Annotated in this window: 4 protein-coding genes; 2 read left to right on the top strand and 2 right to left on the bottom strand. The window is 68.6% G+C overall.

The window, feature by feature from the left end:
- Positions 1 to 50 precede the first annotated feature (50 nt).
- On the bottom strand, positions 51 to 893 hold the full coding sequence (murI, locus tag ACO07Z_RS20930; protein ID WP_421700465.1) for a glutamate racemase: 843 nt from the start codon (positions 891 to 893) through the stop codon (positions 51 to 53).
- Between the two features lie 144 nt (positions 894 to 1,037).
- Positions 1,038 to 1,874, bottom strand: coding sequence for an RNA methyltransferase (locus ACO07Z_RS20925; protein ID WP_421700464.1), 837 nt, complete (start codon positions 1,872 to 1,874; stop codon positions 1,038 to 1,040).
- A gap of 287 nt (positions 1,875 to 2,161) precedes the next feature.
- Between ACO07Z_RS20925 and ACO07Z_RS20920 the strand changes: the two genes are divergently transcribed.
- Positions 2,162 to 3,373, top strand: a complete 1,212-nt coding sequence (locus tag ACO07Z_RS20920) for an NADP-dependent isocitrate dehydrogenase (protein WP_244376075.1) — start codon at positions 2,162 to 2,164, stop codon at positions 3,371 to 3,373.
- Positions 3,374 to 3,772: 399 nt separating this feature from the next.
- Positions 3,773 to 25,966 (top strand): autotransporter-associated beta strand repeat-containing protein, encoded by a 22,194-nt coding sequence (locus ACO07Z_RS20915; protein WP_421700463.1) that lies wholly within the window; start codon positions 3,773 to 3,775, stop codon positions 25,964 to 25,966.
- Positions 25,967 to 26,083: the final 117 nt, after the last annotated feature.

Raw genomic sequence — 26,083 nt, 5'->3', positions numbered from 1 at the left:
AGAGAACGCCCACGCTCCGCACCCCGCACAACGGGATACCGCGCAGTGGATCACGCGGGCGCGGGCGCGTCCATGGCGAGGATTTCGCCCGCCCGGGCGCGACGCCCGACGATCCGCTCCACCATCCCCGCGTCCAGCCGTTCTCCGGTGGAGAACAGCCGCAGCGGCGCCGGGCTGGCGGCGAAGGCGACGGGGCCGATCAGCGAAGACAGGCGCCGGGCGATCGCCGGGGCGGGGTCGATCCAGCGCACCGGCCACGGCGCCACCCGCTGCAGCCGGTCGAGCAGCAGCGGATAATGGGTGCAGGCGAGCACCACCGTGTCCGTGCGCGCACGCCCCTCACGCACGAAGGCGGGCGCGATCTCGGCGGCGAGGTCCGCGTCGCTCACGCCCTCGCCGCGCATCGCCGCCTCGGCGAGCGGCGCCAGCCGGGTGGAGCCCACGAGCGTGACCTGGCAATCGCCGGCGAAATCCTGGATCAACTTCTGCGTGTAGTCGCGCCGCACCGTGCCGGGCGTCGCCAGCACGCTCACCTGCCGCGTCAGCGAGCTTTCACAGGCCGGTTTGATCGCCGGTACGGTGCCGACGAAGGGAAGGTCGAAGCGTGCCCGCAGCGGCGCCAGCACCAGCGTGGAGGCGGTGTTGCAGGCGATAACCACCGCATCGGGCGCGTGGCGGGCGATGAGGTGCTCCATCACCGCCATTACCCGGGCGACCAGCGCCGTCTCGCTCAGCGCGCCATAGGGAAAGGCGGCATCGTCGGCGGCATAGACGAAGCGGGCATCCGGCCGGGCGCGGGCGAGTTCGCGAAACACGGAGAGGCCACCGAGCCCGGAATCGAACACGAGTATGGTCGGCGCGCGCAGAGCGGTAGCAGGCGGCAAGGACGACACGGCAACAGTCCCGGTGGACGAAGCAGGTGGCGAGACGCCGCGTAGGCCGGCAACGGTTACGGGAGAAGCCTCGATACGCATCTGATGTCCTCCATCCCAGGCATCATTGTGGCGCATCTTGGTGAACGCTTCGTTGCACCCGGCTCAGTTCTCGCCCGCGCCCTCCTCCGGCACGCCGCTCCGCCCCTCCAGCCGCGCGGCGGTGCGCGCCTCGCGCACCCGCCTGCCCTCCACCAGCGCCGCCACCATGCCGTGCAGCGTGGCAATGTCCTGCCGCGTCAGCCCGACGCGATGGAAGATGTTGCGGATGTTGCGGATCGTCACCGGCTTCTTCTCCGGCGAGCGGAAGAACAGCGCCTCGTCCAGCTCGCGCTCGACATGGTCGAAGAAGGCCAGAAGGTCGGCCTTGTCGGCGATGGGGTAGCGGTCCGGCTGCTGGAACGGCAGCGCGCCGCCCGAGGCCAGCTTGAACCATTCATAGGCCACCACCGCCACCGCCATGCCGAGATTGAGCGAGGCGAAGGCAGGATTGACCGGCAGGGTGAGGATCACATCGGCGAGCGAGACCTCTTCCGTATAGAGTCCCGTGCGCTCGCGTCCGAAAACCAGCCCCACCTGCTCGCCGCCGGCGATGCGGGAGGCGGTTTCCACCGCCACGGCGTCAGCGCCGAGCACCGCCTTCTGCATGCCGCGCTCACGGGCGGTGGCGGCGGCGACGAAATTCAGATCCGCCAGCGCCGCGCGCAGATCCGGGAAAATCTCGGCATTGTCGAGGATGCGGTCGGCGCCGGAGGCGAAGGTGACCGCCTTGGGGTTGGGCCAGCCCTCGCGCGGATTGACGATGCGCAGCCGCGTCAGGCCGAAATTGCCCATGGCGCGCACGGCGGAGCCGATATTCTCGCCAAGCTGCGGCTCGACCAGAATCACCACCGGCCCGTTTTCCGGCCATGGCTTGGTGCTATCGGTGCCGGCGCCGGACATCCGTGTCTCCCCGCTGCTTCGCCTTTTGAAAGCTGCGCTCCTATAGCGGCGCCGGGCCCGCTTGCGAAGCGTCAAGCGGCTTTCACCATGTATCTGCCGCACCGCATACCAGATGCCAGCCACCTCGGCGCATAAACGGCCGCCGGCATGTCAGATTTGCCGAAATTGGCCCGGTCCCTGCTTTCCCTTGGGGGCCCGGCGGGGTATCACCCGCCCATCCGGCGTCTGCCCGCGCGGACACGCGCCGCGACCCCTCCGACAACGATTTCCGTGCGAGGTGCTATTTCATGGCGAAGATCAAGGTGGCGAATCCGGTCGTCGAGCTCGACGGCGACGAGATGACCCGGATCATCTGGCAGTACATCAAGGACAAGCTCATCCATCCTTATCTGGATGTGCCGCTCGAATATTACGATCTCGGCCTGCCCAATCGCGACGCGACGGGCGATCAGGTCACCATCGACGCCGCCGAGGCTATCAAGCGCGTGGGCGTGGGCGTGAAATGCGCCACCATCACCCCCGATGCCGGCCGCATGACCGAGTACAACCTCGCCAAGATGTGGCGCTCGCCCAACGGCACCATCCGCAACATCCTCGGCGGCGTGATCTTCCGCGAGCCGATCATCTGCAAGAACGTGCCGCGCCTCGTGCCGGGCTGGACCCAGCCGATCATCGTCGGCCGCCATGCCTTCGGCGACCAGTACCGCGCCACCGACTTCCTCGTTCCCGGCAAGGGCACGCTCAGCATCAAGTTCGTCGGCGACGACGGGCAGGTGATCGAGCATGAGGTCTACAAGTACCCCGGCGCCGGCGTCGCTCTGTCGATGTACAATATCGACGAGTCCATCGCCGAGTTCGCCCGCGCCTCGCTCAATTACGGCCTGATGCGGAAGTACCCGGTGTACCTGTCCACCAAGGACACCATCCTCAAGCAGTATGACGGCCGCTTCCGCCAGATCTTCCAGGAGATCTACGACGCCGAGTTCAAGGCCGAGTTCGAGAAGCACAAGATCTGGTACGAGCACCGCCTGATCGACGACATGGTGGCCTCGGCGCTGAAATGGTCCGGCGGCTATGTCTGGGCGTGCAAGAACTATGATGGCGACGTGCAGTCCGACATCGTGGCGCAAGGCTTCGGCTCGCTCGGCCTGATGACCTCGGTGCTGATGACGCCGGACGGCAAGACGGTGGAAGCGGAAGCCGCCCATGGCACGGTGACGCGCCATTATCGCGAGCACCAGAAGGGCAAGGAGACCTCCACCAACTCCATCGCCTCGATCTTCGCCTGGACGCGCGGCCTTGCTCATCGCGCCAAGCTCGACGACAATGCCGAACTCGCCACCTTCTGCACCACGCTGGAGAAGGTGTGCGTCGACACGGTCGAGAGCGGCTACATGACCAAGGACCTCGCCCTTCTGGTCGGCGCCGACCAGAAGTGGCTCTCCACCACCGGCTTCCTCGACAAGATCTCGGAGAACCTCGGAAAGGCGCTTGCCTGAATTTTTCCACCCCCCGGGGCCACCGCGCCCCGGGGGCCCTGCCCGCGCCGCGACCCGGCCGGTGACGTGCTCGGCGGCTACTCTCTACTGGAATACCAGAGCGCCGACCGCTGCTTAGCCCGCTGCGCCGGCTAATTGCGCCACCCGATTACCTCCGGTTATTGGGCGCCCAGGCGCCCGACAGGGTCGGATGGAAACACACAAAAATCGGCACCCTCAACTGTTCGCATTCGTTGCACGTTCTGCGCCTCACAGCGTAGAACGGTAACCAATTATGCGCGACCACGCGGCGAATCCGCCCGGGGTCGAAGCCGTAAAAAACGGTGCGGGGTACGTGGGGTGGCTGGCTTGTTGAAAGCACGCGCAGCGCGGCTATGCGCGGGGGTTGCCGCGCTATCCGTGCTGGCGCATGTTGCCCCCACGGGCGAGGCCCGCGCAGACAGCGTTATCGTCACCGACCAGAGCGGTTTCGCGGCGGCCGTCGATGCGGCCATTGCCACCGGCCAGCCGGACAACATCACCGCCCAGGGCGGCGGTACCTTCGTCGCCAAGCCGGCGTGGACGCTACCGCGTGCCGGCACTACACTGAACCTGACGTTCAACACCTCGCCCTTCGACATCGGCACGGCTGATGGGACAGCGACGCTTACGCTGCAGTCCGGCTCGGCCCTCACGCTCAACACCACCAGCGGCAGTCCGCTGGGCCGCCTCGAGATCGGCAATGGCGGCACCGGCACGCTGAACATTTCCGGCGGCACGATCCAGGTGAACCTGGCCGACACCAGCACCGCACCGGGAGCGTCGATTGGCCGCATCTGGGTAGGTGGTGGCGACTCGAACACCACCGGCGGCACCGGCACCGTCAACATGACGGGTGGCGAACTGCTCTATGTCGCCAATGCCGGCAGCCTGAACTATGGCGGCCTCGCCATCGGGCGGGGCGCGGGCGTGACGGGTTCGTTCAACCAATCGAGCGGCGTGGTGCGCTTCAGCAGCGCCGGCAGCCTCGATCTTGGCACGCAGGGTGGAACGGGCACCTATGCCCTGTCGGGCGACGCGGTCTTCGATGCCAGCTCCGGCGGCATGACCGCCTATATCGGCTCCCGTACGTCCGGCGCCGGCGGCACCGGAACCGCCTCAACGGGCACGCTGACCATTTCCGACAGTGCCCAGTTCTCGATCACCACCGGCAGCTTCGCCGGGGGTCAGCTCTATGTCGGCGATTCCAAGGGTTCGGGCACCATCACCCAGAATGGCGCCAGTTCGGTCGTCACGCTGGCGCTCGCCAATCCCATCCGCTTCGGCAGCGATGTCAGCAATTACGGCACCGGCGGCACCGGCACCTATAACCTCTCCGCCGGTACGCTCACGGTACAGAATGTCGGCGGTTCCCCGCAGATCATCTTCGGCGCGTCCTCCGGCGGCACGGGTACGTTCAATATTTCAGGTGGCGCAGCGAATGTGGCCACCACCCTCATTCTCGCCAGCGTCTCCGGCGCCACCGGCACGGTCAATCTGACCGGCGGCACGCTGACGCTTTCGGGCGGCAGCTATCTCTCCTTCGGTTCCGGCACCGGCACGTTTAACCTCGATGGCGGCACCTTCACGGTCGGCGGTACGAATGGCATTCGCGGCACCGGCGCGTTCAATTTCGGCAATGGCACGCTGAAGGTCGGCTCGACGCTGACCACGTCGAACGCCATGACGCTGAAGACGGGCGCGACAGCGACCGTCGACACCAACGGCAACAGCGCCACCCTCTCCGGCGTGCTTTCGGGCAGCGGCTCGCTGACCAAGACCGGCACCGGCACCCTCACCCTTTCAGCCGTCAACACCTATGCGGGCGGCACGACAGTCTCTGCCGGCACGCTGCAGATCGGGGCAGATAGCGCGCTCGGCGACGCGTCAGGCGGGCTCACCCTCTCCGGCGGCACGCTGGCCAGCACGGCCACCTTCGCCTCGGCGCGCGGCATCACCCTCACGGGCACGGGCACGATCTCGCCCTCGATCGGCACCACGCTCACCCTCTCCGGCACGGTCACCGGCACGGGCGCGCTCATCAAGGCCGGCAGCGGCACGCTGGTGCTTTCGGGAGCAAATACCTATGGGGGTGGCACCACCGTCGCGAGCGGCGTGCTGGAGATTTCCAGCGCCGGCAATCTCGGCACCGGTAGCCTCGCCCTCGGCACCGCCACGCTGGCCAGCACCCAGACCCTGACCTATGCCAGCGGGGTCTCCCTCACCGGCAGCAGTTCCTTCAACCCTGCCGCCAGCACAACGCTCACCCTGTCCGGGATCGTCTCCGGCGCCGGCTCGCTCAACATGGCCGGCGCGGGAAGGCTAGTGCTCTCCGGCGCCAACACCTATGCCGGCGGCACGATCCTTTCCGGCGGCGGCACCCTGCAGATTTCCAGCGATGGCAATCTGGGCGACGCCGCTGGCAGCGTCACCCTCGACGGCGGCACCCTGGCCATCGTTGCTAACTCCATCAGTTCCGCCCGCAGCTTCTCGGCGGTCGGCAGCAGCGTTCTCAACGTCGACACCGGCCTGACCCTGACCCTCACGGGCAGCGTTTCCGGCACCGGCTCCTATCAGAAGGCCGGCGCGGGCACGCTGGTCCTGGCGGCCGCCGATACGCATAGCGGCGGCACGACCATCTCGGGCGGCACGCTGCAGATCGGGGCAGGCGGCGCCACGGGCAGCCTGGCCGGCGATGTCACCAACAACGCGGCGCTGGTGTTCAACCGCTCCGACAGCTTCACTTTTGCCAGCGAGATTTCCGGCAGCGGCTCGGTAACGCAGGCGGGCACCGGCACGCTGATCCTCACCGGCACCAACACCTATAGCGGCGGCACCTCCGTGACGGCCGGTACGCTGCAGGTGAGCGCCAACGACAACCTGGGTACCGGCACGCTCACCCTGGCCGGCGGCACACTGGCCAGCACGGCGACCTTCAGTTCCAGCCGCAATGTCACGCTCACCGGCACCGGCACCTTCGGCACGGCCACCGGCACCACCCTCACCCTTTCCGGGGTGATCTCGGGCGGCGCGCTGGTGAAGTCCGGCGCGGGCACGCTCGTCCTTTCCGGGACCAACACCTATACCGGCGGCACCACGGTCTCCGCCGGCACGCTGCAGATCGGCGCGGATGGCGCGCTCGGCAGCGGGGCGACGACGGTCACGGCCGACACGACGCTGGCCCTTGCCAGCGGCACCAGCGTGGCGAACGCTCTTGTCGTCAACACCGGCGTTACGGCGACGCTCGATGTCGCTTCCGGTTCGGCAACGCTTGCCGGCTCGATTTCCGGCGCAGGTGCGCTGACGAAGACAGGTGCCGGCACGCTGGTCCTCACCGGCGCCAACAGTTCTTCCAGCCCGCTGACGATCACGGAGGGCACCCTCACCGCCGGAGCGGCGGGCGCGCTCTTCAGCAGCGCGGCGGTCAGCATCGCCGACGGCGCGACGCTGAACCTCACCGCGAGCCAGACCGTCGCCGGCCTGAGCGGCGGCGGCACGGTAACCACCAACACCTACCGGCTGACCCTCGACTCCGCCACCGACAGCACCTTCAGCGGCACCATCACCAATACCGGCAATGGCTGGGACAGCTCCTACGGCACGTTCAGCAAGAAGGGCAGCGGCGTCCTGACGCTGACGAGCGCCACCATCACCGGCGGCGAGGCCTATATCGAAGGAGGCTCGATCGCTATCGGCAGCGGCACGACCGCGATCGATTATCTCGCGGTGGGCTCCGGCACGACGTCCGGCACGGGGAACACCGGCACCCTCACCGTCACCGGCGGCACGCTCAATATCGGCGTCGCGCTGCAGGTCGGCGACTGGGGCGGTACCGGCACGGTCAACCAGACCGGCGGCACCGTGAACGTGCAGGCCAGCTGCGGTGACCTCAGCCGCTGCGCCAGCCTCAACATCGGCAATCAGGGCGGCACCGGCACCTACAACATCTCTGCCGGCACGCTCAATCTCGTCGGCGGGCTCCATAATCTCGGCCGCAGCACCGGCTCACGCCCGGAGAGCACGGGCACGCTCAACATCAGCGGCACGGCCGTCGTCGTCCTGCAGACGGATGCGAACGGGGCGGCGAGCCTGGTGCTCGGCAACCGCAGCGTAGGCGCGACCAATAACGGCACCGGCACGATCACCCAGACCGGCGGCACGCTGACGGTTTCGGAGGGCTCGCACCTCTATCTCTCGGCCTCTGGCGCCGGACGCTACGATCTGCTTGGCGGCACGCTGCAGGTGGGCGGCAGCGACGGGCTGGTGGGCAATTACACCGGTGGCGCCGGCACCTATGAATTCAATCTGGGCGGCGGCACGATCCAGGTCATTGGCGCCGACCTCAACACTTCGGTGAACGCGACGCTGGTGGTGGATACGACCAGCACCATCGACACCAACGGCTTCGGCGCCACCTGGTCCGGCGTGCTTTCCGGCGATGGCGCGCTCGTCAAGACCGGCGACGGGACGCTCACCCTCACCGGCACCAACACGTTTACAGGCGGGCTGTTTATCACGGGCGGCACCGTCTCAGTGGCGAGCGACGCCAATCTGGGCGATGGCGACAGCACGCTCACAATGGTGGGCGGAACGCTGGCGATGAACGGCGGCACCATCAACCGGGATGTCACCCTTGCCGGTACTGGCACCTTCGCCACCGAAGGCGCCGGCGTCGGCCTCGGGCTGGGCGGGACCATCTCGGGGACTGGCAAGCTGGTGAAGACGGGGACGGGCAACCTCATCCTCGGTTCCGACAATTCCTATCAGGGCGGAACGGAAGTTCAGGGCGGCATTCTGCTGGTCACCGGCGACGAGAAGCTCGGCGACGGGGCTGGCGGGGTCACACTGAGCGGCGGCACGCTGGGCGCGGCGGAGAGCTTCACCACGGAACGGGCGATCACCGTTACCGGCGTGGGTGGGCTCGGCGCCTTCGTCGACGTGCAGCTCACCGCCGCAGGCGTGATCTCCGGCACCGGCGCGCTGTCGGTCCAGGGTTACGGGACCGTCACGCTCACCGCCCAAAACCTCTATGAGGGCGGCACGCGCCTTGTCAGCGGCACGCTGGAAATCTCGGAGAACGCCAATCTCGGCGCGGTGACTGGCGGGCTCACCTTCTCCGGCGGTACCCTGAAGGTCACACAGGGCTTCACCACCGACCGCACGGTCGCCATCGATGCGAGCACCTCTGGCATCATCAAGGTCAATAGCGGCCAGACACTGATCCTGAGCGGCGTGGTGTCGGGCGACGGCACGCTGGAAGCGAGCGGCACGGGCACGCTCCAACTCACCGGCACCAACACCTATTCCGGCGGCACGCTGGTTTCCGGCGGGACGCTGAAAATCGGCTCCGACGCCAATCTCGGCGACACGGCGGGCGGCCTGACGCTCACTGGCGCCACGCTGGCGACGACCGCCACTTTCAGCTCCGACCGCGACATCGTCCTGTCCTCGCTCGGAACCTTCAACACCGCGACCGGCACCACGCTCACACTCAACGGCGACATCTCGGGCAGCACCTATCTGCTGAAAAACGGGCAGGGCACGCTGGTTCTGAACGGCACCAACACCTATTCCAGCGGCACCTATCTCTATGTCGGCACGCTGGCGATCGGGTCCAGCACGGCCCTCGGCGCCGGCAGGGTGAATTTCGGCGGCGACGCGACGCTCGACGTCACCGGCGTAGCCTCGCTCGCCAACGCCATCGCTATTGGCGACGGCTTCACCGGCACGGTGAACGTCGGCTCGGGCTCGACAACGCTTAGCGGCAACATCTCCGGCGATGGCGGGCTGACGAAGGCCGGCGACGGCACGCTGGTGCTCAGCGGGTCCAACAGCTTCACCGGCGCCACCAATGTGGCCGCCGGCACCCTCACCGCCGGCTCCACCAGCGCGCTGTCCACCAGCACCGCGCTCACCGTGGCCAGCGGCGCGACGTTCAAGCTCTCCGCCGTCCAGCTCATCATCGGCTCGCTCGCCGGCGGCGGCACGGTGACGATGGGGACGAACGCGCTCATCGTCGGCCTCGACAACACCAATACTGCCTTCTCCGGCACGATCACCAACACCGGCACAGCCTGGGGAAGCGCCGCCCGCGGCACCTTCACCAAGGCCGGCACCGGCACGCTCACCCTCGACGGCGCCACCATTGCCGGCGGCGAAGCCTATGTGCTCGGCGGCGGCCTCGCCATCAGCAGCGGCACCACGGCGGTCGATTATCTCTCGGTGGGCACGGCCACCACCTACGGCACGGCGAATACCGGCACACTGGCGATTTCCGGTGGCACGTTGAATGTCGGCGTCGGCCTGCAAATCGGCGACTGGGGCGGCACGGGCACGGTCAACCAGACCGGCGGCACGCTCAACATCGCCGCCACCTGCGGGATCAGCGCCAACTGCGCCTCGATCAATATCGGCAATCAGGGCGGCACCGGCACCTACAACATCAGCGCCGGCACGCTCAGCATCCAGGGCGGCCTCAACAATATCGGCCGCAACTCGGGCTCCAACCCCGCCGGCAGCGGCACGCTCAACATCAGTGGCACCGCCTTCGTCGAACTGACCACCGGCGTGTTCGGTGGCGGCACGCTGATCCTCGGCAATCGCGAGCCCGGCGCCACCAGCGGCCAGAGCACCGGCACCATCACCCAGACCGGCGGCACCTTCAGCGTGCGCACCGGCACGACCTTCTACCTCTCCGCCTATGGCAATGGCCGCTACGACCTCAATGGCGGCGTGTTCCAGCTCGGCGGCGATCTCAGGACCCGGTTTGGCGCCAGCAGCCCAACCGGCACCGCCACTTTCAATCTCGGCGGCGGCGGGATCCAGATCATCGACAATTCCATCGCCACGGCGGTGAACGCGACGCTGGTCGATAACGTCACCACCAGCATTGACACCAATGGCTTTGGCGCGACCTTCTCCGGCATCCTGTCCGGCGGCGGCGGGATTTCCAAGATCGGCGCTGGCACGCTGACCCTCACCGGCGTCAATACGTTCACCGGCGGCATCTCCGTCACCGCCGGCACGCTGTCGGTGGCGAACGAGGCCAATATGGGCGACGCGGCGGGGGCGGTGACGCTTTCCGGCGGCACCCTCGCCTCCACCGCCTCCTTCACCAGTACCCGCACCTTCCATCTCGGCGCGGATGGCGGCACGTTCTTTGCCCAGTCCTCGGTCACCCTCGCCCTAACCGGCACGGTGGACGGCACCGGTGCGCTCATCAAGTCCGGCGCCGGCACGCTGGTGCTGTCCGGCACCAATACCTATGAGGGCGGCACCACGGTCCGAGCCGGCACGGTGCAGATCAGCAACGACGCCAATCTCGGCAAGAACACGGGCGGCCTCACCTTCGCCGGAGGCACGCTGGCGACCACGGCGGACATCGCCTCGGCGCGCGGCATCACGCTCGACAGCGCCGGCACGTTCTCCACCAGCGCCAACACCACGCTGACTCTCTCCGGTGTCATCGCCGGCGACGACGGCGTCCTGACCAAGAGCGGCGCGGGCACCCTGGTCCTCACCGGCACCAATACCTATTCGGGCGGAACGACCCTATCCGCCGGCACGCTGCAGATCGGTGCCGACGACAATCTCGGCGACGGCGAGGGCGGCCTGACCTTCAATGGCGGCACGCTCAAGACCACTGCAACCTTCGCCTCGGGACGCAGCGTCACGCTTACCGGCGCCGGCACCTTCAGCACGGACGCCGACACCACGCTCACCCTGTCCGGCGAGATCTCCGGCGATGGCGGCCTGACCAAGACCGGCGCCGGCACGCTGGTGCTGTCGGGCAGCAACACCTACACCGGCGGCACCACCATTTCGGGCGGTATCTTGGAGGTGGCGAGCAATACGGCGCTTGGAACCGGCATACTGACCCTCGGTGGCGGTACCCTCTCCACCACAGGCACGTTCAGTTTCACCCCGAATGTAACCCTTGCCAGCAGCTCCTCTGTTTCCGTCGCCACCGGCACCACGCTGACCCTGTCGGGCGTGCTCTCCAGCAGCGGCGCCCTCACCAAGACCGGCCCAGGCACGCTCGTCCTCTCCGGCGTTAATACCTATACCGGCGGGACCACCATCGCGGGCGGCACGGTCCAGATTGCGGCGAACAGCGGCCTTGGTGGCAGTGGAATCGTCACCTTCTCGGGCGGAACGCTGGCCGTCACGGAAACCTTCACCAATACGCGCAACACCACCCTGTCTTCCGGCAGCAGCGGCACATTCGCACCGGCATCTGACACGACCCTGACGTGGAACGGAAAGATCAGCGGGTCGGGCGCACTGATCATGTCAGGCGCCGGGACCCTCGTTCTCGGCTCGGCGACCAGTGACTATACCGGCGGCACAACCATCAACTCCGGCACGGTGAGCATCAGTGGCAACAGCCGTCTTGGCGCCGCAAGCGGCGGCTTGACCCTGGCGGGCGGCACACTTGCGACCACGGCGACATTTTCGACGAGCCGCGCCATCACCGTCACCGGCACGGGAGCCCTTGCCGCAGCCGCGAGCACGACGCTGACCGTGGCCGGGGTGATCGCGGGGACGGGGGCCTTGGCGCAGACCGGCGCCGGCACCGTCATTCTTTCGGGCGACAACACTTATTCGGGCGGGACGGCCATATCGGCCGGCACGGTCCAGGTCTCCTCGGACGGCAATCTCGGCAATGATGCGGGTGGCCTGACCTTGTCGGGCGGCGGCAAGCTCGCGGCGTCGGCCACGGTCACGTTGAACCGGGCGGTGGCCCTCGACGGTGCCGGGGCGTTCGCGCCGGCAACCAGCATGAGTCTGACGCTCGGCGGCGTGATTTCCGGCCTCGGATCGCTGACCCAGTCCGGCGCGGGAACGCTCATCCTCACGGGAACCAACACCTATTCGGGCGGCACGACGATCTCGGCCGGAACCCTGCAGGTGTCCGCCGACGAAAATCTGGGTGACGCCGCAGGAAGTCTTACCATTAGCGGGTCGACCACCAGCTTCGTCACCACGGCAAGCTTCAGTTCCGGCCGGGCGGTGACCCTCGCTAACGGCTTCATTAGGCCGGCCGCCGGTACCACGCTCACGCTCTCCGGGGTGCTCTCTGGTACCGCTCTCAGAATGGCCGGGGCCGGCACGCTCGTCCTCTCCGGGACCAACACCTATACGGGCGACACCAGCATAACCACCGGCACGCTTCAGGTGTCGGCCGACGCCAACCTCGGTGCCGGCTCTGGGATCGGGTTCTCGAACGGCACGCTGGCGACCACGGGGACGTTCTCTTCCGCCCGCACGGTGTCATTGAACACTGGAACAGGCACCTTCGCCACATCCACCGGTACAACGCTTACACTTTCCGGCAAGATTTCAAACAGCGGCAGCCTGACCAAGACCGGCGCCGGCACGCTCATCCTCACCGGCACCAACGACTACACCGGCGGCACCACCGTCTCGGCGGGCACGCTGCAGATCGGCGATGGCGGCAGCACCGGCAGCATCACCGGCGCTGTCAGCCTCGCCAGCGGCACCATCCTTACGTTCGACCGCAGCGATGATATCACCTATTCCGGCACGATCTCCGGCGGCGGCACACTCATCAAGGCCGGCGACGGCACGCTGACGCTGAGCGGCACCAACACCTATAGCGGTGGCACGACGATCTCCGCCGGCACGCTGCAGGTGAGCGCGAATGCGAATCTGGGCGATGCGTCGGGCGGGCTGACCCTCGACGGCGGCACGCTCAAAACGACGGCCTCCTTCAGTTCCGCCCGCGCCGTCGCCCTCACCGGCGCTGGCACGTTCAGCACCAATGCCTCGACCACGCTGACCCTCTCCGGCACCATCTCCGGCGACGGATCGCTGACCAAGACCGGCGCCGGCACGCTGAGCCTCACCGGCGAGAACAGCTTCACCGGCGCCACCACCGTCGCCACCGGCACGCTGGCGCTGAGCGGCGGGTCGTCACTCTCCGATACGGCGCGCCTCACCATCGAGGAGGGCGCCAGCGTCACGCTCGCGACCGCCGAGGTCGTCGGCTCGCTGGCCGGTGCGGGCAGTCTTTCCGTGGGCAACCAAAGCCTCACCGCCGGCGGTGACAATAGCAGCACCACCTTCTCCGGCACTATCTCCGGCAACGGAGTACTCGCCAAGGCCGGCACCGGCACGCTGACGCTGAGCGGCACCAACACCTATGGTGTCGCCACCGTGATTAATGCCGGCACGATCTCGATCAGCGACGACGCCAATCTCGGCGCCAGCACCGCCTGGCTTTTCCTCGAGAGCAGCACGCTGCAGACGACGGACGACGTCACCTCCGCTCGTACCGTGAATGTCGCCGGCACCGGCACGTTCGACACCGCGACCGGCACCACGCTGACCCTTTCCGGTGAGATCTCCGGCATAGGCGGACTGATCAAGACCGGCGCCGGCACGCTCATCCTCACCGGCACCAACAGCTACACCGGCGACGACAACGTCACCGGCGACACCACAATCGCCGCCGGCACGCTCTCGATCAGCGCCGACGACAATCTCGGCGGAGAGTCCGGCGCGCTCATCTTCACCGGCGGCTCGCTCGCCACCACGGCATCCTTCACCTCGAACCGCCGCGCCGACTTTACCGCCGATGGCGTCTTCGCCGTGGCGAGCGGGACGACGCTCACCCTCACCGGCTCTCTGGAGGGCAGCGGCGCGCTCGTGGTGGCCGGTGCCGGCACGCTGGTTCTCACCGAAGACAACACCTATGAAGGCGGCACCGAGCTGAACGCCGGCACGCTGCAGGTGTCCAGCGAAGACAAGCTGGGTTATGGCGACCTGACCTTCGACGGTGGCACGCTCAAGACCACCGCCACCTTCGCCTCGGGACGCAGCGTCACGCTCACCGGCGCCGGCACCTTCAGCACGGATGCGGACACGACCCTCACCCTGTCCGGCACGATCTCCGGCGATGGCGGCCTGACCAAGACCGGCGCCGGCACGCTGGTGCTGACCGGCAGCAACACCTACACCGGTGGCACGACGGTCTTAGCCGGCACGCTGCAGATCGGCGCCGACGACAATCTCGGCGGCACCGGCGCGCTCACGCTCTCCGGCGGCACGCTGGCGACGACGGGCACCTTCAGTTCCACCCGCAACGTCACCCTCACCGGCACCGGCACGATCAACACGGCCACCGCTACGACGCTCACCCTTTCCGGAGTGATCTCCAGCGGCGCGCTGGTGAAGTCCGGCGCGGGCACGCTCGTCCTCACCGGGACAAACACCTATACCGGCGGCACGACGATTAATGGCGGGACGCTGCAGGTCTCGCAGGGAACCAATCTCGGTGGCACAGGTTCGCTGACGCTCAATGGCGGCACCCTCGCCACCACGGGCACTTTCACCCTCACCAGATCCGTGTCGCTCACGGCCACCGGCACCTTCTCCCAGGCTGCCGGGACGACGTTGACCGTGACGGGTAACATTACGGGCAGCGGCGGGCTGATCAAGACCGGCGACGGTACGCTGGTTCTGGAGGACACCAAAACCTATAGCGGCGGCACCACGGTGGCGGCCGGAACGCTCGAGATCGGCACGAACCAGAATCTCGGGAACAACTCCGCCGGCCTGACCCTCTCCGGCGGCACGCTGTCCGTAACCGGTACGTTCTCTTCGAGCCGCGCGGTTACACTGACCAACGGCACCAGCAGCACCATTTCCACGGACGATGCGGTGTCCCTCACGCTCGACGGCACTCTCTCCGGCGAGGGGGCGCTGACCAAGAGCGGCGCCGGCACGCTCATCCTCACGGGCGACAACAGCTACAGCGGCGGCACCACCATCGCCGCCGGCACGCTGCAGATCGGTGATGGCGGCGACACCGGCTCCGTGACCGGCGACATCCTCAACAATGCCAAGCTGGTGTTCAGCCGCTCCGACGACACAACCTATGCCGGCGTGATCTCGGGCAGCGGCTCAGTGACGCAGAATGCCAACAGCACGCTGACGCTCACCGGCGACAACAGCTATAGCGGCGGCACGATCATCAGTATCGGCACGGTGCGGGTGAGCAGCGATGCCAATCTCGGCGCCGCCACCGGCGGGCTGACCTTCGACTACGGCAACCTGACCGTGACCGCGGGCTTCACCTCCGGCCGGGCGGTGACGGTGGAGAGCGTAGCCTATCTGGACGTGGCGGGCGGCGAGACGCTGACCCTCGAGGGCAACATCACCGGCGCGGGTTATCTGGTTATTTCCGGTGCGGGCACGCTCGTCCTCACCGGCGACAACGACTATGCCGACGGCACCGAGATTGCCGCCGGAACGCTGGAAATCGCGTCCGACGCCAATCTAGGCGCGAGCAGCGGTTCTTTGCGCCTGACGGGAGGCACATTGGCGACGACGGCGGACATTACCTCCGCGCGCGACGTGCAACTCATCGACAACGGCATCTTCGCCACCGCCACCGGCACCACGCTGACCCTGTCCGGCACCATTGGCGATTACGATCCTTACTATGGCGGCGCGCTGGTGAAGTCCGGCGAGGGCACGCTGGTCCTCACCGGCACCAACACGTACACTCGCGGCACCGTCATTTCCGCCGGTACGCTCTCCATCGGTGCCGACACCGCGCTCGGCGACGAGGACGGCACTCTCACCCTGTCGGGCGGCACGCTGGCGACGACGGCGGACATGACGTCCGCCCGGTCGATCGTGTTGAGCTCGGGCGGCTCGCTTTCCCCCGCGAGCGGCAAGACGCTCACCCTCACCGGCGTCATTTCCGGCAGCGGCGGCAGCCTGACCAAGACCGGCTACGGCACGCTGGTGCTGACCAACACCAACACCTATTCCGGCGGCACCACCATCTCCGCCGGCACGCTGTCGATCGCCGCCGCGAACAATCTCGGCACGGGCGGCCTCACCCTCGCCGGCGGTACGCTGGCCACCACGGCCTCGCTCACCTACAGCTCCAACGTGTCGTTGACGGCCGACAGCGCGGTGAACCCGTCGGTCGGCACCGTGCTCACCCTCGCCGGCGTGGTCTCGGGCGACGGCAGCCTCACCATGGCGGGCGCGGGCACGCTGGTTCTGGCGTCGAGCCTCAACAGCTATTCCGGCGGCACGATCCTCTCCGGCGGCCTCCTGCAGATCTCCGAGGACGGCAATCTCGGCGCCAGCACCGGCGGCCTCACCCTCGATGGCGGCACGCTCGCCATCGTCGCGGACATCACCTCCGCCCGCGCGGTCTCCGTGACCGGCAACAGCACCATCAACATCGACCCCGGCCTCACCCTCACGCTCACCAGCGCCATTTCCGGCACGGGGTCCTATTCCAAGACCGGCGATGGCACGCTGATCCTGACGGGCGAGGACGCGCATGATGGCGGCACCGCCGTCATGGGTGGCACGCTGCAGGTGGGCGATGGCAACACCTCCGGCAGCCTGGTCGGTAATGTGAGCCTGGAGACCAACACCTTCCTGGTGTTCAACCGCAGCGACGAACTGACCTTCGGCGGCGAGATTGCCGGCAACGGCTCGCTGACCCAGGCCGGCAGCGGCACGCTGATCCTCACCGGCGAGAACAGCTATAGCGGGGGCACGTTCATTTCGGCGGGCACGCTGCAGATCGGCAATGGCGGCAGCTCCGGCCACATCTCCGGCGATGTGAGCAATGACGGCGCCCTCGTCTTCAACCGCTCCGATGACGTGACCTTCGACTACACGATCTCCGGCTCCGGCTCGGTGACGCAGGCGGGATCTGGCATCCTGACGCTGACCGCCAGCAACAGCTATGAGGGTGGCACCACCATTTCCGCCGGCACGCTGTCGATCAGCGACGACGGCAATCTCGGCGCCATAAGCGGCGCCCTCGCGCTTTCCGGCGGCACGCTGCAGACCACGGAGGACATCGCCTCCGCGCGCGCCATCACCCTCACCGGCAGCGGCAGCTTCGCCCCAGACGAGGGCAAGACGCTAACCCTCACCGGCGTCATCGCCGGCACCGGCGCGCTCACCGCCTCGGGCCAGGGCATTCTGGTCCTCTCGGCCGGCAATAGCTATACGGGCGGCACGGCCGTCAACGGAGGCATCGTGCAGATCGCCGCCGACAGCGCGCTGGGCGGCCCGCTCGGTGGCACACCGGGTGGCGCTCTGGGGGGCCTCACCCTCGCCCTCGGCACCTTGCAGACAACCGAGACTTTCACCTCGGAGCGCGCGGTCACACTTACCTATGCCGGCACCTTCGCCCCGGATAGCGGCACCGTCCTCACGCTCTCCGGCAAGGTCTCGGGCACCGGCGCGCTGATCGTGGACGGCGCCGGCACGCTGGTGCTCGCGAATACGAGCAACGACTATACCGGTTCCACCACCGTCTACGGAACGCTCCAAATCGCCGCGAACGAGGTGCTCGGCGATACGTCGAAGCTGCTTACCCTCGCCGGCGGCACGCTAGCGACGACCGCGACCCTCGCCTCCGCCCGCGCCGTGTCGCTGGGCGTGGCGGGCGGCACGTTCTCAACCGCCGATGCGACCACGCTGACGCTGACCGGCGTGGTGTCGGGCGGCAACACGGACAGCCATCGCGGCCTCACCAAGACCGGCGCGGGCACGCTGGTGCTCTCCGGCACCAACACCTATGTCGGCGGCACCACCGTGTCCGCCGGCACGCTGCAGATCGGCGCGGGCGGCACGTCCGGCCGCATTCTCGGCAATGTCGCCGTCGCCTCCGGGGCGAACCTGGCCTTCTACCGCACCGACACGGTGAGCTTCGGCGGCGTCATTTCCGGCGCAGGCGCGCTCATCCAGAAGGGCAGCGGCACGCTGGTGCTGACCGGCAGCAACACCTATGAGGGCGGCACCACCGTCTCCGCCGGCACGCTGTCCATCTCGGCCGACGCCAATCTCGGTGACGCGGACGGCGGCCTCACCCTCAATGCCGCCACGCTGGCGACGACCGCCAGCTTCACCTCCGCGCGCGGCGTGACGCTCGCCAGCGGCGGCACGATCAGCACGGCGGAGAGCACAACCCTCACCCTCTCCGGCGTCGTCACCGGGACGAGCGGCCTCACCAAGACCGGCGCCGGCACGCTTATCCTCTCCGGCACCAACGACTACACCGGCGGCACGACGGTCTCGGCGGGCACGCTGCAGGTCGACGGCAGCGTCGCCGGGGCGGCCTCGGTGGCGAGCGGCGCCACCCTCGCCGGCAGCGGCACGATCGGCGGCAATGTCACCCTCGCCACCGGCGCCACCCTCACGCCCGGCACCGCCAGCACCGCCGGCAAACTCTCCATCGGCGGCGATCTCTCCGTCGGCTCCGGTGCCACCCTGGCCTTCACCCTGGCCGTGGCCAACGATCCCGACAGCACGCTCAATGACCGCATCAATGTCACCGGCGACCTCACCCTCTCGGGCGGCCTCGTCACCGTCAATGGCGGCGGCAGCTTCGCGGCCGGCAGCTACCGGCTGATCGACTATGCCGGCACCCTCACCCTGGAGGGCGACGGCCTCACGCTGGAAGGCGTGCCCGCCTCGCTGTCGAACAGCGTGATCCAGACCTCGGTGGCCGGCCAGGTCAATCTGATCGCCATCGTCGACGGCGTCTCCACCCAATGGTGGAACGGCGCCGGCACCGCCGGCAGCGGCACCATCACCGGCGGGGCCGGCACCTGGAACGCGGCCAACGCCAACTGGGCGAATGTCGACGGCACCATCGCCGCGTCCTGGATCCAGGGCGGCCTCGCCATCTTCAACGGCACCGCCGGCACGGTGACGCTCGGCAGCGCGATCAGCGCCAGCGGGCTGCAATTCGCGGTGGACGGCTATCAGCTCACCGGCGACCAGACCCTCACCCTGATCAAGCAGGCTGATGACAGCGCCCCCTTCATCAAGGTGGACGACGGCTCGGCCACGCTCGCCGTCACCCTGGCCGGCACGGCGGGCCTCACCAAGACCGGCGCCGGCACGCTGGTGCTGACCGGCAGCAACAGCTACGAGGGCGGCACCACGGTTTCCGCCGGCACGCTGTCGATCGGCGCCGATGAGAACCTCGGCGACGAGGACGGCGGGCTTACCCTCGCCAATGCCACGCTGGCGACGACCGCGAGCTTCACCTCCGCGCGCGGCGTGACGCTCTCCGGTGGCGGCACGTTCGACACCGACAGCGCCACCACCCTCACCCTCTCCGGCGTCGTCACCGGGACGAGCGGCCTCACCAAGACCGGCGCCGGCACGCTGGTGCTGACCGGCAGCAATACCTATGAGGGCGGCACCACCGTCTCGGCGGGCACGCTGTCGATCTCGGACGACGCCAATCTCGGCGATGAGGACGGCGGCCTCACCCTCGCCAATGCCACGCTGGCGACGACCGCGACCCTCGCCTCCGCCCGCGGCGTGACGCTTGCCGGCGGCGGCACGTTCGACACCGACACCGCCACCACCCTCACCCTCTCCGGTGTCGTCACCGGCGAGGGCGGCCTCACCAAGACCGGCGCCGGCACGCTCATCCTCTCCGGCGCCAACGACTACACCGGCGGCACCACCGTCTCGGCGGGCACGCTGCAGGTCGACGGCAGTGTCGCCGGGGCGGCCTCGGTGGCGAGCGGCGCCACCCTCGCCGGCAGCGGCACGATCGGCGGCAATGTCACCCTCGCCACCGGCGCCACCCTCACGCCCGGCACCGCCAGCACCGCGGGCAAGCTGTCCATCGGCGGCGATCTCTCCGTCGGCTCCGGTGCCACCCTCGCCTTCACCCTGGCCGTGGCCAACGATCCCGCCAGCACGCTCAATGACCGCATCACGGTCACCGGCGACCTCACCCTCTCGGGCGGCCTCGTCACCGTCAATGGCGGCGGCAGCTTCACCGCCGGCAGCTACCGGCTGATCGACTATGCCGGCACCCTCACCCTGGAGGGCGACGGCCTCGCGCTGGAAGGCGTGCCCGCCTCGCTGTCGAACAGCGTGATCCAGACCTCGGTGGCCGGCCAGGTCAATCTGATCGCCATCGTCGACGGCGTCTCCACCCAATGGTGGAACGGCGCCGGCACCGCCGGCAGCGGCACCATCACCGGCGGGGCCGGCACCTGGAACGCGGCCAACGCCAACTGGTCCAATGTCGACGGCACCATCGCCGCGTCCTGGATCCAGGGCGGCCTCGCCATCTTCAACGGCACCGCCGGCACGGTGACGCTCGGCAGCGCGATCAGCGCCAGCGGGCTGCAATTCGCGGTGGGCGGCTATCAGCTCAGCGGCGACCAGACCCTCACCCTGATCAAGCAGGCCGATGACAGCGCCCCCTTCATCAAGGTGGACGACGGCTCGGCCACGCTCGCCGTCACCCTGGCCGGCACGGATGGCCTCACCAAGACCGGCGCCGGCACGCTGGTGCTGACCGGCAGCAACACCTATGAGGGCGGCACCACCGTCTCGGCGGGTACGCTGCAGGTCGGCGATGGCGGCACCACGGGCTCCATCGCCGGCGCGATCGCCAATAGCGGCACGCTGGTCTTCGACCGTTCCGACGACCTGACGGCCGGCGGCACCATCACCGGCACCGGTGCGCTGGACAAGCGCGGGGCCGGCACGCTGACCCTCACCGGCGCCAACAGCGCCGGCGCCGGCACCACGGTCTCCGCCGGCACGCTCGCGCTGGGTGGCGGCGTCAGCCTCGCCGGCGATGTCGAGGTGAAGTCCGGCGCCACGCTGCAAGGCGCGACCGACGGCACGGCGGGCGGAACCATCGCCGGCACCGTCACCATCGCCAATGGCGGCACGCTGCGCGCCGGCGCCGGCGCCACGGCCGGCGCCTATGGCCTCTCCATGAGCGCGCTGGTGCTCTCCGGCAGCGCCAATGTCCATGTCGTGCTCGGCGCGCCGGGCAGTGGCGGCGTCGTCTCCACCGGCACGCTGACGCTCGACGGCGTGCTCAACGTGACCAATGGCGGCGGGATGGCCGTCGGCGTCTACCGCATCATCGACTACACCACGCTGGCGGCCAATAACGGGCTGGTGCTCGGCTCCACGCCGAGCGACTTCGCCTATGAGATCCAGCTTGCCCCGGGTCAGGTCAATCTTGCCGTGCTGAGCGGCGAGATGCTGTACTGGAACGGCAGCACCACCACGGCGGACGGCACCATCCAGGGCGGCAACGGCACCTGGACAGCGAGCCCGTCGGAGACCAACTGGCTGACCTCGTCGCTCAACCAGTCGCGCGCCTGGAACAGCGGCTTCGCCGCCTTCGCCGGCACGGCCGGCACGGTGACGGTCGACGGCACGGTGTCGGCGATCGGCCTGCAGTTCATGGTCGATGGCTACACCGTCTCCGATGGCACCATCACGCTGGCGGCGGCATCCGGCAAGACGCCGGTACGCGTCGGTGATGGCACCGAAGACGGCGCCGGCGACAGCGCGACCATCGGCTCTGTGCTCGCCGGCTCCACCGGCCTTGAGAAGACCGATCTCGGCACGCTGATCCTCACCGGCGCCAACATCTATACCGGCGGCACCACGGTCACCGGCGGCACGCTGCAGATCGGCGCGGGCGGCAACACGGGCGCGATCGGCGGCGATGTCGTGCTCGCCTCCGGCGCGGGCCTCGTCTTCAACCGCACCGATGAGGTGACCTTTGCGGGCGCCATTTCCGGCGCCGGCACGCTGACCCAGATGGGCAGCGGCACGCTGATCCTCTCCGGCAGCAATGACTACACCGGCGGGACCACCATCTCCGCCGGCACGCTCTCGATCGGCAATGGCGGCACGTCAGGCGCGATCGCCGGCGACATCACCAACAACGCCGCGCTGGTCTTCAACCGCTCCGACGACGTGACCTTCGCCGGCGCCATCTCCGGCACCGGCACGCTGACCCAGATGGGCGGCGGCACCCTCACCCTGTCCGCGACCAACAGCTTCACCGGTGCCACAACCGTTTCGGGCGGCACTCTGGCTATCAGCGGCGGCGCCTCGCTGGCCGATGGCGCGCGCCTGACCATCGAGGCCGGCGCGACCCTCTCCCTCGGCGATGCCAACGAGACGGTGGGTTCGCTCGCCGGCGCCGGCACGCTGTCCCTCGGCAGCCACGTCCTCACCGCCGGCGGCGACGGTACGACGACCACCTTCTCCGGTTCGATCACCGGCACGGGCGGCCTGATCAAGCAGGGGGCGGGCACGCTGACCCTGAACGGCAGCAATGGCGCGGCGACGCTGCAGGTCGAGGCCGGCACGCTGGTCGCGGACGGGGCCGGGGCGCTGGCCGCCGGCAGCACCGTCACGGTGGCGGCGGGGGCGATCCTCGATCTGCAGATGACCGGCACCAAGGCGCTCGGCGCGCTGAGCGGCGCCGGCAGCGTGAAGATGAACGCGGCCAACCTGACGGCGGGCAGCGACAACAGCTCCACCAGCTTCTCCGGCGTGCTGTCGGGCACGGGCGGCTTCGGCAAGACCGGCGCCGGCACGCTGGTGCTGAGCGGCAGCAACACCTATACCGGCACCACCACCGTCTCCGGCGGCACGCTGGCTCTCACCGGCAGCGTCGCCGGCGGCGCGACGGTGGAGAATGGGGCGACGCTTTCGGGCGATGGCACGGTGGCGGGCACCGTCCAAGTGCTCGCCGGTGGCACGCTCACCGGAGCGCAGGCAGACGCGCTGACCATGGGCGGGCTCGACCTCCAGGCCGGCGCCAATGTGGACATCGCGCTCGGCCTGACCACGGATGGCGACGTGTTCACCGTGAACGGCAATGTGACGCTGAACGGCACGCTGAACGTCACCCAGGAAGCGGGCTTCGGCGCGGGCGTCTACCGCTTCATTACCTATACGGGCAGCCTCACCGACAATGGCATGGTGGTGGCGCCGCTCACCGGCGGGTTCGCGGGCGGGGTGCAGACCTCGGTGGCGGGCGAGGTGAATCTCGTCGTCGAGGGCGCGGGGGCATCGATCCAGTTCTGGAACGGCTCCACCACCACGCCGGCGCAAACGGTCGTCGGCGGTACGGGCACCTGGACGGCGGGCGCCACGACCAATTGGAGCAATGCGTCGGGCACCATCGCGCAGGCCTGGAATGGCGGCTTCGCCGTGTTCCAGGGCACGGCCGGCACGGTGACGGTAGACAATGGCTCCGGCCAGGTCAGCACCAGCGGCATGCAGTTCGTGACCAGCGGCTATCTCGTGACCAGCGGATCGATCGAACTGACCGGCACCGAGAAGGCGACGATCCGCGTCGGCGACGGCACCGACGCGGGCGCCGCGACGGTGGCGACCATCGCCAGCGCCCTCACCGGCTCGGTGGGCATGGAAAAGACCGATCGCGGCACGCTGATCCTCACCGGCGCGAGCAGCCACACCGGCGGCACCACCATCAGCGCCGGCACGCTGCAGATCGGCAATGGCGGCGCCACCGGCTCGATCCTCGGCAATGTCATCAACAATGCCTCGCTGGTGTTCGACCTCTCCGCCGACACCAGCTTCGCCGGGGCGATCTCCGGCACCGGCACGGTGACGCAGAACGGTTCGGGCGTGCTCACCCTCGCGGGCACCAACAGCTATGCCGGCGGCACCACCATCGGCGCGGGCACGCTGCGCGCGCTCACCGCACAGAGCATGGGCACGGGCGGACTGACCATCGAGCGCGGGGCGACGCTGCAGGCCAGCGGCACCTTCACCTTCGCCGGCGGCGTGGTGCTGTCGACGGCGCTGTCCTCGCCATCCGACGCGAGGATCGCGGTGGACAGCGGCAAGACGCTGACCGTCTCGGGAGTCGTCTCGGGCGGCGGCGATCTGGAGAAGACCGGCACCGGCACGCTGATCCTGACGGCGAACAACACCTATACCGGCACCACCACCATTTCCGCCGGCACGCTGCAGATCGGCAATGGCGGCACAACGGGGTCAGTCGCCGGCGACATCGTCAACAACGCCAATCTGGTGTTCAACCGCTCCGACACCTACACCATCACCGGCGCCATCACCGGCACCGGCACGCTGACCCTCACCGGCGGCGGCACGGCCGTGTTCGGCTCGTCCTATGCGGGTCAGGTGACGCTGCAGAATTCCACGACCAAGCTTGTGGCGGGATCGACGACGGCGGCCACCTTCGTGCTGAATGCCGGCGGCGTGCTGGGCGGCTCGGCAACCATTGCCGGTCTCACCGTCAACAGCGGCGGTGTGGTGGCGCCGGGCTATTCGCCGGGCACGCTGACCATCAACGGACCGCTGGCCTTCAATAGCGGCGCGATCTATTCCGTCGATGTGACGCCGCAGGGTGCGCATGACCTCATCGTCGCCTCCGGCAATGTCACGCTCTCGTCCGGGGCGAGCGTGAAGGTAGTGGCGACGCCGGGCACCTATGACCGCAAGAGCCAGGTCACCATCCTGACCACGTCAGGCACCGTGACCGGCAAGTTCGGCACGGCCAGCTCGAACTTCGCCTTCCTGCGGCCGACGCTGACCTACGACCTGCACAACGTCTATCTCGACCTCGTCTATAGCGGCGCCGAATTCGTCGACTACGCCACCACCCCCAACCAGGCCCATGTCGCGGTGGCGGCGCAGGCGCTGGGCGAGGGCAACGCGGTGTTCGAGGCGCTGCTGATGCTGCCCGACAGCGCGGCGGCGCCGGCGCTGAACCAGCTGACCGGCGAGATCTACCCGTCGATCAACACCGTGATCCAGCAGGAGAGCGTCTATCTGCGCGACGCGGTCGGCGCCCGCCTGCGCCAGGCGGATATGAGCACGGACAGCAGCGCGCTCGGCTACGCCGCCAAGGCGGCCGGCCCGGCCACGGCGGCGCTCAGCCGTGAACTCGCCCCCACGTTGTGGGCACAGGGCTACGGTGCCTGGGGCGATGCCTTCGGCAATGGCAATGCGGCGACCATCTCCTCCTCGATCGGCGGCTTCCTCGGCGGCGTCGACGCGGCCATCGCCGAGAATGTGCGCGCCGGCGTGGTGACGGGCTACAGCCGCTCGACCTTCGCCGTCGATGGACGCTCCTCTTCCGGCTCGATGGACAATGTCGATCTGGGCGTCTATCTCGGCGCGCAATTCGGCGCCCTCGGCCTGCGCGGCGGTGCCTCCTACAGCTGGCACGATATCGACGTGGAGCGGAACGTGGCCTTCCCCGGCTTCGCCGAACAGGAGAGCGCGAGCTACATGGTCGGCACCACGCAGATCTTCGGCGAGGCCGGCTATCGCATGGCCTATGCCGGCTACGAGATCGAGCCCTTCATCGGTCTCGCCTATGTCGGCGTGGCTGGTGGGTCGGCCAGCGAAAGCTGGCTCAACGCGGCGGGGCTGGCGGTCGATGTCGCCGGGCAGGACACGTTCTACTCCACGGTGGGCGCGCGGATGGCGACCTCCTTCGAGTGGGGCGGTCGCACCGTGACGCCGAGCGCGACGCTGGGCTGGCAGCACGCCTTCGGCGACACGGACTCGACGGCGACGATGCGGTTCCTCTCCGGCACCACCCCCTTCGAGATCCAGGGCGTGCCGATCGCGCAGGAGACGCTGATCGTCGGCGCGGGCCTCGCCTATGGGCTGTCGGATACCGTCACTCTGCAGGTAAACTATGCTGGCCAGATCGCCGCGCAGGCGAGCCAGAACGCCTTCAGCGCCCAGTTCTCGGTGAGGTTCTGACCGGATGCCGCAGACCTGTCCCAGCCGCCGTCGCGCGTCGCCGCCGAAACGGCGTCCTCACACGGCGTCGCCGTGCCGCAACCGCGGCCGGCGCCGCTCACATCCCTTCCCTCGCGT

Origin of the sequence: Ancylobacter sp., assembly GCF_965229075.1 — a bacterium.
Lineage (GTDB): Bacteria > Pseudomonadota > Alphaproteobacteria > Rhizobiales > Xanthobacteraceae > Ancylobacter.
The sequence above is the reverse complement of the archived record's forward strand: the minus strand, read 5'-3'. Positions and strand labels throughout refer to the sequence as shown.